We start from the raw sequence: 14,372 nt of genomic DNA, 5'->3' as shown, positions 1-14,372 counted from the left end.
CCGGTTGCTCTAGGATCGCCGCTCCATCCGGCAAGCGAAGGTGCAGGCGATGATATTGCGGCGCGAACCCCTTCCCGACGACATCGAGGCGATGCGGCGCTGGTTCAAGAGCCTGGAGGATTGCGTCAACGCCGTCGATTTCGCGGCCGGCCGTCCTCTGTTCGCCAAGGACATGATCGCCTTCGGCACCTTCAGCGATTTCGTGGCCGAACGCGACGCCGTCGAGCGCGAGCAGTGGCGCAATGTGTGGCCCACGATCCGGCGCTTCCACTGGCGGCTGGCCGACGTGAAGGGCATCGTGTCAGCCGATCGGCTCAGCGGCACGGGGATGGCAGTCTGGGATTCGGACGGCTTCCATCCCGACGGCACGCGCTTCGACCGGCGCGGCCGCGCCACGGTCGCCTTCGCGCGCCATCAGATCGGCGCCCCATGGGTGGCGGTGCACACCCACATGTCGCTGTTCCGCGGCACGCCTGCGGTCTCGCATGGCCGGTTCAGCGGCGCGGATTAAAGGGAACATTCCCTTCCCCGCTTGCGGGGAAGGGGGCCGAAGGCCGGAAGGGGAGCCGACGTGGTCTCTCTTGCCAAGACCACGAGGGCTCCCCTCCGCCCCTTCGGGGCACCTCCCCAACTTCGTTGGGGAGGAAGACTTCCTACCCCCGCCGTGACATCACGAAACGCATCAGGGTGACGGTGTTGTTCTCGAAGGCGTAGGTGCAGCGGCGCAGGTACTTCTCGTAGTGATCGAAGATCTTCTCGCCATGGCCGGCGACGATCTCGGCCTTCTGCGCCCGCAGCGCCTTCAGCCAGGCCCGCAGGGTCAGGGCATAGTCCTCGGCGCGGCTCTCGGCGTAGACCACGTCGAAGAAGGGATTGGCGGCCTCGAACACCTCGTTGGGCCAAGGCAGGTCCGAATCGGGGAAGACATAGGTCGGCACCGCCTTGGCGGCATAGGCGCGGTCGACATAGCCCCAGCAGATGCTCTGCAGCGACAGCGCGCCGCCCTTGCGCAGCCAGCCGTGGCAGCGTTCGAAGAAGCTGCGGTAGATGCCCTGCCGGTGCGCCGGCTCATAGCCGGGCCGCACGAAATGCTCGAAGGCGCCGATGCTGATGATGCCGTCGATGGGCCCGTCAGGCGTGAAGACCTCGTAGCTTTCCAGCCGCACATCGGCGCCGGGCCAGTCCTGGCTGCGCACATGCTGCGCCTGGTCGCGGCTCAGCGTCAGGCCGGTGGCGCGCTCGACGCCGCGTTCCAGGGCCCGCTTCAGGACGGCACCCCAGCCGCAGCCGACGTCGAGCAGCGTCTTGCACTCCTCCACGCGCACCGCGTCGAGATGGAAGTCCAGCTTGGCGAGCTGCGCCGTCTCCAGGGACACCCGCGGCATCGGGCCGCGATCGAGCGGCCCGCGCCAGCGTGCGGCGCTGTAGATCAGCCGCGGGTCGAGCCACAGCCGGTAGAAGTCCGTGCCGACGTCGTAGTGGAAGGCGATCGCCTCGTCGGAGGCGCCGGCATAGCCGCCTTCGGGCCGGGCCGGGGTGTTGTCGGGGTTGGTGCTGCTCATGCCGCAGCTTCCTGGGCCAAAATCTAGAAATACGCAATGAGGCGTCCGAAGGTCGCAGTGCCCAGCCATATGAAGATCGAGGCCAGGGCCTGGAGGCGGCCGGCGAGCGGCGGCCGGACATCCCATTGATGCAGCCGATGGTGCCACAGCCAACGGAACGCCACCGCGTTCAGCGCACCCAACGCCAGCAGCGCCATCTTGGCCAGGAAGACCTCGTTGCGCGCCAGCGCCCCGGCATCGGCGACGAACAGCACCGAGCCACTGGCCAGCGACAGCACCAGCCCGATCACCGCGATCGGAGTCAGCAGGCGCGACAGGTCGGACGCCGCGATGGCACGGGCAACCCCGAGCAGGCGCAGGTCCAGGCTGGCGATCGGGCCGACCAGCATCACCAGCCCCAGCAGATGGGTCAGGTTCGCCAGCGGATAGATCCAGGTCGAATCGCGCACGGTCAGCGCCCAGGCCGACGCTTCGAGCGCCGCAGCCCAGGCCGGCGCCAGGGGATGCCCATGTTCCACGGCCGGCGCCGGGCGGCGGCGTCCAGCTAGCGCAGCTCGACGGTCTTGCCGTCGACCGTGATGCGTTCCGCCCGCATCTCGCCTTGCGTGGTGCGGCTGGGATAGCCGACCACGACCACGGCCTTGCCGACGGCGATCGCCTCGCGCGGCAAGCCGCGTGACTGCATGCGCGACGGCGGCGCCAGCACCACCAGCCAGCGCTTGCCCTGATCCTCCAGCACCAGCTCGCCGTGCGGGTTCTGATAGCGCGATTCGAGGACCGGCGCCGTCAAGGTGAGCACCGTGTTGGCGTCGTAGCTGCTCCAGCCGTGATGCGCGAACGCTGCCGCAGGCAGCGCCACGGCCAGTGAGGCGACAAGGACGAGCTGACGCATGGCGCACCTGCTATGCTGCGCGGCGGAGCCTTAGAGTTAAGCCGGGCGCCCGGCGCATGCAAGCGGCCGGCGGCTCGTTTCCCTCAGGCGCCATGACACCGGCGAGCTGTTTGGCTAGGGTCCGGGCCTTGTCGCTTCAGGAGTCCTCGCATGAGCACCACCGCCCGCATCACCTGGGCCGAGAACGCCCTTTTTGTCGGCGAATCAGGGTCCGGCCACACCGTGACCATGGACGGCGCCCCCGATGTCGGCGGGCACGATCTGGCGGCGCGGCCGATGGAGATGGTGCTGATCGGCATGGGCGGCTGCACGGCCATCGACGTGGTGTCGATGCTGAAGAAGCAGCGGCAGGATGTGCGCGGCATGGCCATAGAGCTGGTCGCGGAGCGCGCCGAGGAGCCGCCCAAGGTCTTCACCCAGGTGAAGCTGATCTATCGCATGCGCGGCAAGGGGCTGAACCGGGCGCTGATCGAGCGCGCCGTGGCGCTCAGCGAGGACAAGTACTGCTCGGCCACGGCGATGATCCGCAAGACCGCGACGGTCACGCACGAGGTGGTGCTGGAGGAGGTCACCTGACCGGCATGACCCCGCCACCCGCTTTCGCCGGCCTTGCCCCCCACGCCGACGGCCGGCCGTGGGTGATGGGCATCGTGAACGTGACGCCGGATTCGTTCTCCGATGGCGGCCTGCACCTGGACGCCGGGCGCGCCATCGCGGCCGGCCTGCGCATGCGCGAGGACGGCGCCGACATCGTCGACGTGGGTGGCGAATCGACGCGGCCCGGCGCGGCGGCTGTCACCGTCGCCGAGGAGGCCGCGCGCGTCATGCCGGTGGTCCGCGGCCTGGTGGCTGCCGGAGCCGTGGTCTCGATCGACACGCGCCGCGCCGACGTCATGCGGGCGGCGCTGGATGCGGGCGCCCGGATCGTCAACGACGTATCGGCGCTGTGCGATGACCAGCAGAGCCTTGAGCTCATCGCCACGCGGCGCTGCCCGGTGATCCTGATGTATCGCCGCGGCACCGCCGCCGGCGGCTACGAGGCTGCTGCCGGCGGCGACATCGTGGCCGCGGCGCGCACGTTCCTGGCGGCGCGAGTCGCGGCCTGCCGCGGTGCCGGCGTGCCGCAGGATGGGATCGCCATTGATCCGGGTGTCGGCTTCGTCGGCGCCGCGCCGGACGACAACCTGCCGCTGATCGCCCGCCTGGCGGAGCTGTCGACGCTGGGCCGCCCAATCGTGGTCGGCGCCTCGCGCAAGCGCTTCGTCGGCGCCATCAGCGGGGAGCCCGTGGCGGCACGGCGCCTGGGCGGATCGCTGGCGCTGGCGCTGGCGGCGGCAGCGCGCGGCGCCGCCATCCTGCGGGTGCACGACGTGCGCGAGACCGTGCAGGCGCTCAAGGCGCAGGCGGCATTGGCAAGAATCGAACGGACCGGCGGAGAGGCGGGATGAAGTACGACGACTACGTGGCAGCGGCGCAGGCGGCGGCCGCCCTGTTCGAGAAGGGCGAACTTGCGCAGGCGCTGGCCCGGTTCGAGAGCCTCGCCACGTCCGATATCAGCGCCATCGACAAGGCCCGCATGCTGAACAACGTGGCCATCGTGCTCGACAGGCTGGGGCGCGCACCCGACGCGTTGCGCGCCTACGATCGCGCCATCGCCCTCGAATGGCCCTTGAGCCGGGGCGAGAGCATCGAGCGCAAGGCGGTCTTTCTCGCCGACAAGGGCGACGCAGTCGCCGCCCTGGTCCTGTATGAAGACCTGGTGACCAGGTCCTACGCCACCGAGGACGACAAGCATCGCTACCAGGCGCGCATCGCGGCGCTGAAGCAGCGATAGGCGGACGGCGCTTCATGGGTCGGGCCGCGCCGCTCCAGCGGCGCTTTTCCTGCAAGGAACAAGATGAAGAGCGCCGCTGGAGCGGCGCGGCCCGACCCCATGAGCAAGCGCTACGGTGCCGCCACCGGCAGCCACAGCACATCCTCGATGCGGGTGGCGCCGGTGGCGAGCATGACCAGGCGGTCGAAGCCCAGCGCGATGCCGGCGCTGGGCGGCAGGCCGTGCTCCAGCGCAGCCAGGAAATCCTCGTCAACCGGATAGGCCTCGCCATAGAGCGCGCGCCGCATCGCCATGTCGGCTTCGAAGCGGCGGCGCTGCACGGCGGCGTCGGTCAGCTCGCCGAAAGCGTTCGCCAGCTCCAGGCCGCAGACATAAAGCTCGAAGCGCTCGGCCAGGCGCGGATCGCCCGGCTTGGGCCGCGACAGGGCCGCCATCGATACCGGGTAGTCGTAGAGGATCGTCGGACGGCCGAAGCCCAGCCGGGGCTCGATGTGCTCCAGCATGACGCGGAAGAAGATGTCCTCCCAGGTATCGCTCGGGCGCGGCCTGATGCCGGCGCGCACGGCGCCGCGCGCCAGCGCCGCCGCATCCGGCGCTTGCGGATCGGGCGCCGTGGCCAGCAGGTCGATGCCGGCATAGCGCTGGAAGGCCTCGGCCACCGCCAGCCGCTCGAAGGGCCGCGCCGGATCGCTCGTGGCCCCTTGCCAGCGCAGCAGCGACCCGCCGCTCGCCGCCAGCGCCGCGCGCAGGAGGGCCTCGCAGTCGTCCATCAGGGACTCGTAGCCGGCCTCGGCGCGGTACCATTCCAGCATGGTGAATTCCGGATGGTGCCGGTCCGAGCGCTCGCCGTTGCGCCAGACGCGCGCGAGCTGAAACAGAAGCGGCACGCCGCCGGCCAGCAGCTTCTTCATCGCGAACTCGGGCGATGTGTGCAGATAGAGCCGGCCGTGGCGGCCGTCGGGCGCCTCGATCTCGGTGGCGAACGCCTTGAGATGCACTTCCATGCCCGGCGATACCTGCAGCGCCGGCGTCTCGACCTCGACGAAGCCCGCATCGTCGAACCAGCGCCGCAGCGCCCGCAGGATGCGGCCACGTGCCGCAAGAAGAGGCAATCGCCGGCTCAGCCGGTCGGGGCGCCAGGACGGAATCGGGGGTGGATCAATCATCACGGGCATATTGACCCGATCGGCCGTGGAAATCGACAACGTGGCTGCGGGTCGGACATGATCCGGCCGCACCCGCGTACTCAGTTCATCCGATCTGGTATTTCACATGACTCCTGTCGCCATCGACCGTTTCTGCCGCTCCCTGCGCGCCGCCACGCGCGTCGTTCAATGGGAGGACACGATCGTCTTCAAGGTCGGCGGCAAGATGTTCGCCGTCCTGCCACGCACCGGCGCGGGGCCGCGGCAGCGCGAATTGTGGTTCAAGGCCGACGACGCCTACTATGACACGATGAAGACGGCGCCCGGCTTCCGGCCCTGCCCCTACCTGGCGCGCGCCCGCTGGGTGGCGGTGGCCGAGCCCGCGTTCCTGCCACCCGACCAGCTCAAGGCCTATATCCGTCGTGCCCATGCGGTCATTGCCGCGCGGCTGCCGCGCCGGACGCAGCTGACACTGGGCTTCGAGCCGCCGCCGGCGCAACGCCGCCGCCCGATTTTTGAGCGCTGATCGTGCTTTCCTTTGGCCACGAACGCGGTCATCAATCGCGCTTCACCGACCATCAATGACGGATGCGACATCCATGCTCGACGACAAGGCCCTCGACACGATCCTCCGCGAAGCCCGCTCGCAGAACGGCTGGCAGGACAAGCCGGTCAGCGACGCGCAGCTGCATGCCGTGTACGACCTGATGAAATGGGGCCCGACCTCGGCCAACAGCTCGCCGGCGCGGATCGTCTGGGTGCGCACGCCGGAAGGCAAGGAGAAGCTGCGGCCGGCGCTGTCGGAGGGCAACACGGAAAAGACGATGACCGCTCCGGTCGTCGCGATCATCGCCTACGACACGCAGTTCTACGAGCTGCTGCCGCAGCTGTTCCCGCACAATCCCGATGCCATCAACTGGTTCAAGGGGCCGGCCGCCGCCGCCGTCGCAGCCACCACCGCGTTCCGCAACGGCACCCTCCAAGGCGCCTACCTGATGATCGCGGCCCGGGCGCTGGGGCTGGATTGCGGGCCGATGAGCGGCTTCGACAACGCCAAGGTCGATGCCGCCTTCTTCCCCGACGGCCGCTTCAAGGCCAACTTCCTGTGCGGCATCGGCTACGGCAATCCCGCCAAGCTCTTCGACCGCAGCCCGCGTCTGCGCTTCGACGAGGCCTGCACCCTGGCGTGAGGCTCGCCATGCACCACCACTCTCTCGATACCTGGCGCCACGAGCACGTGTTCCTCGGCGCCAGGCACGACGACCACGAGCGGCGCACCTGGCTGGTCGTCGGCCTGACCGCGGCCATGATGGCGATCGAGATCGTGGGTGGGCTCGTGTTCGGCTCGATGGCCCTGCTGGCCGACGGCTGGCACATGTCGACGCATGCCGGGGCATTGGCGATCGCGGCGCTGGCCTATCGCTATGCCCGCACGCATGCGCGCGATCCGCGCTTTGCGTTCGGCACCGGCAAGCTCGGCGACCTCGCCGGCTTCACCAGCGCCATCGTGCTCGCCTTCATCGCCGCCCTGATCGGCTACGAGTCGGCCATGCGGCTGCTGGAGCCGGTGGCGATCCGCTTCGACGAAGCCATCGCCATCGCTGTCGTCGGCCTGGGCGTCAACCTGCTCAGCGCCTGGCTGCTGGGCCATCCCGACAGCCACGGTCATGGCCACGGGCATCACGCCGACCATGGCCATGACGAGCATCATCACATCGGACACCATGACCACAATGCGCGGGCCGCCTACTGGCACGTGCTGGCCGATGCGCTGACCTCGGTGCTGGCCATTGTCGGGCTGCTGGCCGGCCGGCTTTATGGCTGGACGTGGCTCGACCCGGTGGTGGGCGTGGCCGGCAGCCTGGTCATCGCGCACTGGTCGTGGCGGCTGGCGCGCGACGCCGGCGCCGTCCTGCTCGACGCCGCGCCCGACCCGGGCCTCGGGACCGCGATTCGCGGCCGCATCGAGGTCGGTGGCGACCGGATCACGGACCTGCACATCTGGCGCATCGGGCCAGGCCACCATGCCGCAATCATCGCCGTGGTCTCGGACACGCCGATGCCGGCATCGGCCTACAAGGACCGGCTGGGCGAGGTGACGGGGCTCTCGCATGTGACGGTCGAGGTCCATCGCTGCAGCGCGTGACACCTCTCTCCCGCTCTCGCGGGACGAGGAGAATTCAATCGGGAGGAAGCGATGCGCAACTTCACGGAGCAGTCGATCACCGATGCGGCGCTGGCGCGCATCACGCCGGAATGCGACCCGCGCCTGCGCGAGGTGATGACCGCCTTCATCCGCCATCTGCACGACTTCGTGCGCGAGACCCGCATTACGCAAGAGGAGTGGCTCAAGGGCATCCAGTTCCTGACCGAGTGCGGCAAGTTCTGCGACGACAAGCGGCAGGAATTCATCCTGCTGTCGGACACGCTGGGCGTCTCGATGCTGGTCGACGCCATCGCCAACCCGGGCGGCCCCGGCATCACCGAGTCGACGGTGCTGGGCCCGTTCTTCCGCGAGAACCCGCCCGTGGTGCCCAACGGCGGCGACCTGGCGCCGGGCGTCGCCGGCCGCCGCGTCGATGTCGATTGCCGCGTCACGTCGGACGACGGCACGCCGATCGCCGGCGCCCAGATCGATTGCTGGCAATCCTCGCCCGAGGGCTTCTACGACTCGCAGATCGGCGACGGCGAGGCGCACAACCTGCGCGGCCGCCTCACCTCCGACAAGGACGGCCGCTTCTGGTTCCACACCACGCTGCCGGCCGCCTACCCGATCCCGGATGACGGGCCGGTGGGCGCGCTGCTGCGCGCCATGGGGCGTCACCCCATGCGGCCGGGCCATCTGCATTTCTGGGTCCAGGCGCCCGGCCACCGGCAGGTGATCACGCACCTGTTCGTCAAGGGCGACGCCTACCTGGAGAGCGACGTGGTGTTCGGGGTGAAGGACTCGCTGGTGGTCGATTTCGGCCCCCAGACCGGGCCGCAGCACACCATGCGCTACGAGTTCCACCTCAAGAAAGCCGCCTGAGAACGCGACAGGGCATTGACAGACGGCCGCCGACAGGGCGGGATCCTTCCCAAGGGATGAAAAATCTCAAATCCTGGTCGATGACCAGGGCACCGGGAGGGAAGACGTCATGCGCAGGACAGGATTATTGCTGAGCTCGGCGCTTGTCGCCGTCATCGGGTTGTGCGGCACCGCCGCCGCACAGGAGCGCGCCGTGATCATCAAGGGGTTCGGCGCCAAGTCTGGCGTGGTGCGCTCGTTCGGCATCAACAGCGAGGCGGCGATGCGGGCCGCCGCCGATGCGATCAACAGCCAGGGCGGCGTCAAGCTGGGTGACGGCACCATCGGCAAGATCGATGTCGAGTTCCTCGACGACCGCTGCACCGCCGAGGAAGGCATCTCGGTGGTGCGCCGCATCGCGGCCGGTCCGGCCCTGGTGGCCATCGGCCCGGGCTGCTCCAACGTCGCCGAGCCGTTGTTCGGCGTGCTGCAGCGCAAGGCCGGCGATGCCAGCGACTCGGGCCTGCAGTTCCCCATCTTCACCGACGTCGCCATCAAGGGCGGGCTGGCCAAGATCTCGGAATGGGCATTCCGCAACGTGCCCAGCGAGATCGACATGTACAACGCGCTGTTCACTTGGCTGAAGACCAAGAACCCCGAGCTCAAGACGATCTTCGCCGGCGTCGAGGAGAATTTCGCCCATAGCCGCGCCAGCTGGTATGCGGTGATGAAGGAAGCCGCGCCCAAGGTTGGGCTCGAGGTCAAGGGCGAGGCCAAGTGGCTGCTGGAGGACACCAACTTCGCCCAGCAGGTGCGGGAGATCAAGGCAGCCAGCCCGGACATCCTGGCCATCGCAGCGCATCCCTTCACCACCTGCGGCGTGCTCAAGGAGATGCGCCGCCAGGGCGTCAAGGTGAAGCTGCTTGTCGGGCTCACCAGCTCTTCCAGCATGGAGACCCTGCAAGGCTGCGCCCGCGAGGCCGAAGGCATCGTGATCCCGACCAGCTTCGCGCCCGTCACCAAGGAAGCCGAGGCCGCCGCGGCACAGGCCGCGAAGTTCAATGGCAGCCTCGACCTGCACTCCGCCGCCGCCTACGAGAACATCTTCATCCTCAAGAAGGTGATCGAGGAGCAAGGCGTGCTGGCCAAGCCCGACACCGTCCAGGCCGATCGCGAGAAGATCCGCAAGGGGCTGGCGGCGCTGAAGGAGACCGACGGGCTGCTGGGCAAGAGCAAGCGCACCGAGGACCGTGAAGCGGTGAAGCCCTACATGTACGTCCACGCCAAGGACGGCAAGTGGGCCGTGCTGTTCAATCCGCTGACGAATTGACGACATCCCTTCTCCCGCTCGCGGGAGAAGGTGGACGCCGCGCAGCGGCGGCCGGATGAGGGGCCAAGGACGAGGCCCTCCCATCCAGAGATCTCGACCTTAGCCCCTCACCCTCCCATCGCGCGAAGTGCGCGATGGGTCCCTCCCTCTCCCGCTTGCGGTAGAGGGTTCGCTGACACGGTGTCCATGGGTTTCGTCGACTATGTGCAGGCGATCATCGACGGTCTGCTGTTCGGCACGACCTACTCGCTGATCGGCATCGGCTTCACGCTGGTCTTCGGCGTGATGCACAAGATCAATATGAGCTACGCCGCCGCCTCGCTGGCCGGCGCATACTGCGGCCTGATCGGGCCGCAGATGCTGGGCCTGCCGCCGTGGAGCGTGTTCCCGCTGTCGATCGTGGCAGCCGGCGTGATCGGCTACGTGATCTACCTCACCTGCTTCCGCTTCATCCCGCTGGCCTCGCCGCTGGCGACCCTGATGTCGACCGTGGGCATGCTGCTGCTGGTCGACGAGATCGTGGTGCACGCCACCGCCGGCATGCCGCAGAACTATCCCGCCATCTATGACGGCGACCCGATCGAGCTCGGCCCGTTCATCCTGCGCGCCGACCTGGTGGGCGTGTTCCTTATCTGCGTCGTGGCGATGGCGGTGCTGCTGGCCCTGCTCTACCGCACTCGTCTGGGCATGGCGACTCGCGCGGTGGCGCAGCAGCCGGTCGCGGCCCAGCTCTGCGGCATGCGCCTGCAGGCGGTCAACGGGCTCACCTTCGTGGTGGCGGGTCTGCTGGGGGGCGTCGCGGGCGCCATGATCGGCGCCTCGGTCGGCATGCTCTCGCCGCTGATCGCCGGCACCATCACGGTGAAAGGGCTGATCGTCACGGTGATCGGCGGCCTGGGCAGCATTCCCGGCGCCATCGTCGCAGGCCTGCTGGTGGGCGCCGCCGAGAACCTGTTCCAGGCTGTCCGCAACGTCACCGAACGCGACATCTACGTGATGCTGCTGCTGTTCGCCTTCCTGGTGCTGCGGCCGGGCGGCCTGTTCGCCGCCGCGCGCGGCCGCGACTGAGGAGACGCCGCTGTGGATTTCTACTACAGCCTGGCCCAGATCATAGGCTTCCATGCGCTGCTCGGCCTGTCGGCCTATGTCGTGCTGCTGACCGGCCAGGTGTCATTGGCGCAAGCGGGCTTCTTCGCCATCGGCGCCTACGTCGCGGCGATGTTCACGGTCCTGGCGGGCTGGCACTTGGTGCCGGCGATGCTGGCGGCGGGACTGGCCGCCGCGGCGATGGCCTGCATCGTCGGCTTTCCCGCGCTGCGTGTCCGCGGGCTCATGCTCGTGATCGCCACCCTGGCGTTCGGCGAGGCGGTTCGGCTCTTCTTCTTCAACTTCGACTACCAGGTCGCCAAGGGCGAGGTGAAGGTAGGGCCGCTGGGCGGCGAAGGCTTCCGCCAGATCCGCTGGTTCCCGGAGCACGGCTGGACCGGCCTCGACGTCATGCTGTTCGTCTGGACCGTGGTTGCGCTGGTGGCGGGCGCGCTGTGGTGGCTGGACCGCAGCCGCTTCGGCGCCGTGCTGCGCGCCGTCGGCGAGGACGAGCTGGCGGCGCAGAGCGTCGGGCTGAACCTGACGGCGGTGAAGGTCACGGCCATGACCATCGGCGGCTTCATCGCCGGCCTGGGCGGCGCCATCTATGCCCATTATACCACGCATATCGAGCACTCGAACTTCGGCGTGCTGCTGGCCACCTTCGCCATCGCCTACCCGATCCTGGGCGGGCTGCGCAACGTGCTGGGCACAATCGTCGCCGTGATCTTCGTGCAGGGCTTCCTGGTCGAGGGCCTGCGCTTCCTGGGTGACTGGCGCAACCTGCTGTTCGGGGCCCTGATCGTGCTGGCGATGAACCTGCGGCCCAACGGCCTGATCGACGCCGCCACGGCACGGCGGCTGGCGCGCCTGTTCGGGCGGGAGGCGCGGCGTGCTTGAGGTGCGCGGGCTCGTGAAGCATTTCGGCGGCGTGCGCGCCGTCGACGGCATCGACTTCGCGATCCGGCCGGGCGAGGTCTTCGGCCTGATCGGCCCCAACGGCTCGGGCAAGAGCACGACGGTCAACCTCGTCTGCGGCCTCTATGCGCCGACGCAGGGCCAGATCCTGTTCCAGGGCCAGGACATCGCGCGGGTGGCCACGCACAAGCGCCTGTCGCTGGGCCTCGCCCGCACGTTCCAGAACATCCGGCTGTTTACCAACCTCACGGTCTGGGAGAATCTCTGGATGGCCGAGAACGCGCCGGCGCACCGCGCCGAAGCTGGCTTCCTGAAGCGCTGGGTCGGCGGCCGCGGCAATGCCCGCGAGCGCATCTCGCAGGCGCTGGAGTTTTCCGGGCTGGCGCATCGCGCCGACGACCTTGCCGGCAGCCTCGCCTTCGGCGAGCAGCGGCGGTTGGAGCTCGCCCGCGCGCTTGCCGCCAGGCCCAGGCTGCTGCTGCTCGACGAGCCGGCTGCGGGCATGAACGCCGAGGAGATCGCCCAGCTCGACGAGCGCATCCGCATGCTGCAGCAGCAGGGCTACACCATCCTGCTGATCGAGCACCACATGGAGCTGGTGATGGCGGTCACCGACCGGATCTGCGTGCTGAATTTCGGCCGCAAGATCGCCGAGGGCACACCGGCCCAGGTGCAGGCCGATCCGGCCGTGCGCGATGCCTATCTTGGGACGGGAGCATGAGGGCCTTTTTTCTCTTTCCTTCCCCATGCGTAGCATGGGGAAGGTGCCCGAAGGGCGGATGGGGAGCCGACGCGGTCCCAGTGACGAAGACCACGTTGCCTCCCCTCCGCCCCTTCGGGGCACCTCCCCACGCCAAGGCGTGGGGAGGATACGGGAACGCCACGCATGCTTGAGGTGAGCGACATCGTCACGGCCTATGGCAAGATCGAGGCCTTGAAAGGCGTCTCGCTGTCGGTCGATGCCGGGCGCATCACCTGCCTGCTGGGCCCCAACGGGGCCGGCAAGACGACCTTGATGTACACCATCGCCGGCATCCTCAGGCCGCGTCGCGGGTCGGTGCGCCTGCAGGGCGCCGAGCTGGTCGGCCAGACCGCCGACAGGGTGGTCTCGAGCGGCATCGCGCTGGTGCCGGAGAACCGCCTCGTCTTCCCGCAGATGTCGGTCGCGGAGAACCTCGCCGCCGGCGCGTATCTGCGCCGCGACCGGTCCACGATCGCGGCCGACACCGAGCGGATGTTCGCGCGGTTTCCCGTGCTGAAGGAGCGCCGGGCGCAGGCTGCCGGCACGCTCTCGGGCGGCGAGCAGCAGATGCTGGCGGTGGCGCGCGCGCTGATGAGCCGGCCCAAGCTGCTGATGATGGATGAGCCCTCGATCGGGCTCGCGCCGCTGGTCGTGGCCGAGATCTTCCGCATCGTCGAGGAGCTCAACCGCGACGGCATCACCATATTCATGGTCGAGCAGAACGCGCACCTGGCCCTGAAGGTGGCGCACAGGTTCTTCCTCATGGAGCAGGGCAGGGTGACGTTCGCCGGCGCGCCGGGCGATGTGGCCCAGGACGACGTCATCCGGCGCGCCTATCTCGGAAGCGCGAAGGTGCCATGAGATGATCCTCCAGACCCTGCTCGACGGCCTCGCGGCCGGCGCGGCCTACGCGCTGCTGGGGGTCGGCTTCACCCTGATGTTCGGTGTCATGCGCCGGCTCAACCTGAGCTACGGCGCCACCCTGATGTTCGGCGGCTATCTCGGGGCGCTGCTGGCGGCCAGGGCCGGTGATGCGCTGCCCGCCGGCGTGCTGGCCCTGCTTGGCGCCGTCGTCACCGTGGCGGGCGCCGCGATCGCCGGCCTGTATGTCGAGCGCCTCTGCTTCGCGCCGCTGCGCGGCCGCTCCGGCGTGGCGGCGATGGTGTCGAGCTTCGCGGTGTGGATGCAGATCGAGGCGCTGGCGAGCCTGCTGCTGCCCAGGCACACCAACCCCTACCCGGCGCCGTTCGACCTCGCGCCCCTGGGCATCGCCGGCCTGAGCCTGCGCCCCGAGCACCTGCTGACCTTCGCCGTCGCCGCGCTCGCGGCCCTGGCGCTGCACCGGCTGCTGACGGCGTCCCGCTTCGGGCTGGCGCTGCGCACGCTGAGCGACAGCCCGGCAGCGGCGCAGGCGGTGGGCATCGATGCCAGCCGGATCACGCTGCTTGCCTTCCTGCTGGCCTCGGCATTGGGTGGCCTGGGCGCCTGGCTGGTGCTGGTGGCCGACCAGCAGGTGACTCCGATGTTCGGCATGTGGTCGACCGCCAAGGGCCTGATCGCCATGATGCTGGGCGGGCTGGGCTCGATCCCGGGCGCCGTGATCGGCGGCCTGCTGCTGGGCGTGGTCGAGGCCACCGGGCAGGCGCTGTTCGGCCCGCAGATCCGTGAGCTGATCGCCTACGCCCTGCTGTTCCTGGTGCTGGTGGCGCGACCGGGCGGCCTGCTCGGCCGCGCCGCCTTCGACCTCGACGCTGCCGCGCGCGAGCGGCTGTGAGGATTCCTGTGTGCTTCTCCTTCGGACCGCGCGCGTCCACGCGCGCTCATGATCCGGCGCTGACGCGCCGGTGCGCGCGTGG

At 69.2% G+C, this 14,372-nt stretch carries 18 protein-coding genes; 14 read left to right on the top strand and 4 right to left on the bottom strand.

Translation table 11 applies throughout. The annotated features are described in order from the left end of the window. The first annotated feature begins 55 nt into the window (after positions 1-55). Positions 56-511, top strand: coding sequence for a YybH family protein (locus FHP25_RS36520; RefSeq protein ID WP_231712607.1), 456 nt, complete (start codon positions 56-58; stop codon positions 509-511). 142 nt (positions 512-653) lie between these two features. Here FHP25_RS36520 and FHP25_RS36515 read toward each other — a convergent pair whose 3' ends face one another. From FHP25_RS36515 to FHP25_RS36505, 3 genes are read right to left on the bottom strand one after another with little or no spacing between them, the layout of a single operon-like run. Further along, positions 654-1,562 (bottom strand): SAM-dependent methyltransferase, encoded by a 909-nt coding sequence (locus FHP25_RS36515; RefSeq protein WP_178134063.1) that lies wholly within the window; start codon positions 1,560-1,562, stop codon positions 654-656. 23 nt (positions 1,563-1,585) lie between these two features. Next, positions 1,586-2,080 (bottom strand): DUF6644 family protein, encoded by a 495-nt coding sequence (locus FHP25_RS36510; RefSeq protein ID WP_218578869.1) that lies wholly within the window; start codon positions 2,078-2,080, stop codon positions 1,586-1,588. A 26-nt stretch (positions 2,081-2,106) separates the two neighbouring features. Further along, positions 2,107-2,454, bottom strand: coding sequence for a DUF6152 family protein (locus tag FHP25_RS36505; protein ID WP_147851932.1), 348 nt, complete (start codon positions 2,452-2,454; stop codon positions 2,107-2,109). A 150-nt stretch (positions 2,455-2,604) separates the two neighbouring features. Between FHP25_RS36505 and FHP25_RS36500 the strand changes: the two genes are divergently transcribed. Genes FHP25_RS36500 through FHP25_RS36490 form a run of 3 tightly spaced genes read left to right on the top strand, consistent with a single transcriptional unit; the run spans position 2,605 to position 4,288 of the window. Beyond that, positions 2,605-3,030 carry an OsmC family protein gene (locus tag FHP25_RS36500; RefSeq protein ID WP_147851931.1) on the top strand — a complete coding sequence of 142 codons (426 nt, stop codon included), beginning with the start codon at positions 2,605-2,607 and terminating at the stop codon, positions 3,028-3,030. Positions 3,031-3,035: 5 nt separating this feature from the next. Further along, positions 3,036-3,902, top strand: a complete 867-nt coding sequence (folP, locus tag FHP25_RS36495; protein ID WP_147851930.1) for a dihydropteroate synthase — start codon at positions 3,036-3,038, stop codon at positions 3,900-3,902. Then, on the top strand, positions 3,899-4,288 hold the full coding sequence (locus FHP25_RS36490; protein ID WP_147851929.1) for a hypothetical protein: 390 nt from the start codon (positions 3,899-3,901) through the stop codon (positions 4,286-4,288). Before folP ends, FHP25_RS36490 begins: the two co-directional genes overlap by 4 nt. A gap of 110 nt (positions 4,289-4,398) precedes the next feature. Here FHP25_RS36490 and epmA read toward each other — a convergent pair whose 3' ends face one another. Continuing rightward, positions 4,399-5,454, bottom strand: a complete 1,056-nt coding sequence (gene epmA / locus FHP25_RS36485) for an EF-P lysine aminoacylase EpmA (protein ID WP_147851928.1) — start codon at positions 5,452-5,454, stop codon at positions 4,399-4,401. 106 nt (positions 5,455-5,560) lie between these two features. Here epmA and FHP25_RS36480 point away from each other — a divergent pair, with 106 nt between their 5' ends. The 10 genes from FHP25_RS36480 (at position 5,561) to FHP25_RS36435 (ending at position 14,290) form a co-directional block, all read left to right on the top strand. Beyond that, positions 5,561-5,959 carry an MmcQ/YjbR family DNA-binding protein gene (locus FHP25_RS36480; RefSeq protein WP_147851927.1) on the top strand — a complete coding sequence of 133 codons (399 nt, stop codon included), beginning with the start codon at positions 5,561-5,563 and terminating at the stop codon, positions 5,957-5,959. A 55-nt stretch (positions 5,960-6,014) separates the two neighbouring features. Next, positions 6,015-6,623 (top strand): malonic semialdehyde reductase, encoded by a 609-nt coding sequence (locus FHP25_RS36475; RefSeq protein ID WP_408068566.1) that lies wholly within the window; start codon positions 6,015-6,017, stop codon positions 6,621-6,623. An 8-nt stretch (positions 6,624-6,631) separates the two neighbouring features. Then, a complete protein-coding gene (gene dmeF, locus FHP25_RS36470; RefSeq protein ID WP_147851925.1) occupies positions 6,632-7,579 on the top strand; it encodes a CDF family Co(II)/Ni(II) efflux transporter DmeF in 948 nt (315 codons plus the stop codon). Positions 7,580-7,630: 51 nt separating this feature from the next. After that, the gene (locus FHP25_RS36465; protein ID WP_147851924.1) at positions 7,631-8,461 is read left to right on the top strand and encodes an intradiol ring-cleavage dioxygenase; all 831 of its coding nucleotides are present in this window, start codon (positions 7,631-7,633) and stop codon (positions 8,459-8,461) included. A gap of 109 nt (positions 8,462-8,570) precedes the next feature. Further along, the gene (locus tag FHP25_RS36460) at positions 8,571-9,770 is read left to right on the top strand and encodes an ABC transporter substrate-binding protein (protein WP_147851923.1); all 1,200 of its coding nucleotides are present in this window, start codon (positions 8,571-8,573) and stop codon (positions 9,768-9,770) included. A gap of 186 nt (positions 9,771-9,956) precedes the next feature. Continuing rightward, complete coding sequence (locus FHP25_RS36455; protein WP_178134062.1) at positions 9,957-10,838, top strand: branched-chain amino acid ABC transporter permease; 882 nt, start codon at positions 9,957-9,959, stop codon at positions 10,836-10,838. Between the two features lie 12 nt (positions 10,839-10,850). Beyond that, entirely contained in the window at positions 10,851-11,756 is a 906-nt protein-coding gene (locus FHP25_RS36450; protein ID WP_147851921.1) for a branched-chain amino acid ABC transporter permease, read from the top strand. Then, complete coding sequence (locus FHP25_RS36445; RefSeq protein WP_147851920.1) at positions 11,749-12,495, top strand: ABC transporter ATP-binding protein; 747 nt, start codon at positions 11,749-11,751, stop codon at positions 12,493-12,495. The genes FHP25_RS36450 and FHP25_RS36445 overlap by 8 nt, the downstream gene beginning before the upstream one ends. A 165-nt stretch (positions 12,496-12,660) precedes the next feature. Continuing rightward, positions 12,661-13,377 (top strand): ABC transporter ATP-binding protein, encoded by a 717-nt coding sequence (locus FHP25_RS36440; RefSeq protein WP_147851919.1) that lies wholly within the window; start codon positions 12,661-12,663, stop codon positions 13,375-13,377. A 1-nt stretch (position 13,378) separates the two neighbouring features. Beyond that, positions 13,379-14,290 carry a branched-chain amino acid ABC transporter permease gene (locus FHP25_RS36435; RefSeq protein WP_218578867.1) on the top strand — a complete coding sequence of 304 codons (912 nt, stop codon included), beginning with the start codon at positions 13,379-13,381 and terminating at the stop codon, positions 14,288-14,290. Positions 14,291-14,372 lie beyond the last annotated feature (82 nt).

Source organism: Vineibacter terrae, assembly GCF_008039615.1.
GTDB lineage: Bacteria > Pseudomonadota > Alphaproteobacteria > Reyranellales > Reyranellaceae > Vineibacter > Vineibacter terrae.
This window is presented reverse-complemented; position numbering and strand designations above follow the sequence as displayed.

Excerpts from the sequence above, each read along its gene's own strand:
- FHP25_RS36515 (WP_178134063.1), bottom strand. The coding sequence starts at position 1,562 with ATGAGCAGCACCAACCCCGACAACACCCCGGCCCGGCCCGAAGGCGGC.
- FHP25_RS36505 (WP_147851932.1), bottom strand. The coding sequence starts at position 2,454 with ATGCGTCAGCTCGTCCTTGTCGCCTCACTGGCCGTGGCGCTGCCTGCG.
- FHP25_RS36500 (WP_147851931.1), top strand. The coding sequence starts at position 2,605 with ATGAGCACCACCGCCCGCATCACCTGGGCCGAGAACGCCCTTTTTGTC.
- folP (WP_147851930.1), top strand. The coding sequence starts at position 3,036 with ATGACCCCGCCACCCGCTTTCGCCGGCCTTGCCCCCCACGCCGACGGC.
- FHP25_RS36490 (WP_147851929.1), top strand. The coding sequence starts at position 3,899 with ATGAAGTACGACGACTACGTGGCAGCGGCGCAGGCGGCGGCCGCCCTG.
- epmA (WP_147851928.1), bottom strand. The coding sequence starts at position 5,454 with ATGATTGATCCACCCCCGATTCCGTCCTGGCGCCCCGACCGGCTGAGC.
- FHP25_RS36480 (WP_147851927.1), top strand. The coding sequence starts at position 5,561 with ATGACTCCTGTCGCCATCGACCGTTTCTGCCGCTCCCTGCGCGCCGCC.
- FHP25_RS36475 (WP_408068566.1), top strand. The coding sequence starts at position 6,015 with ATGACGGATGCGACATCCATGCTCGACGACAAGGCCCTCGACACGATC.
- dmeF (WP_147851925.1), top strand. The coding sequence starts at position 6,632 with ATGCACCACCACTCTCTCGATACCTGGCGCCACGAGCACGTGTTCCTC.
- FHP25_RS36465 (WP_147851924.1), top strand. The coding sequence starts at position 7,631 with ATGCGCAACTTCACGGAGCAGTCGATCACCGATGCGGCGCTGGCGCGC.
- FHP25_RS36460 (WP_147851923.1), top strand. The coding sequence starts at position 8,571 with ATGCGCAGGACAGGATTATTGCTGAGCTCGGCGCTTGTCGCCGTCATC.
- FHP25_RS36455 (WP_178134062.1), top strand. The coding sequence starts at position 9,957 with ATGGGTTTCGTCGACTATGTGCAGGCGATCATCGACGGTCTGCTGTTC.
- FHP25_RS36440 (WP_147851919.1), top strand. The coding sequence starts at position 12,661 with ATGCTTGAGGTGAGCGACATCGTCACGGCCTATGGCAAGATCGAGGCC.
- FHP25_RS36435 (WP_218578867.1), top strand. The coding sequence starts at position 13,379 with ATGATCCTCCAGACCCTGCTCGACGGCCTCGCGGCCGGCGCGGCCTAC.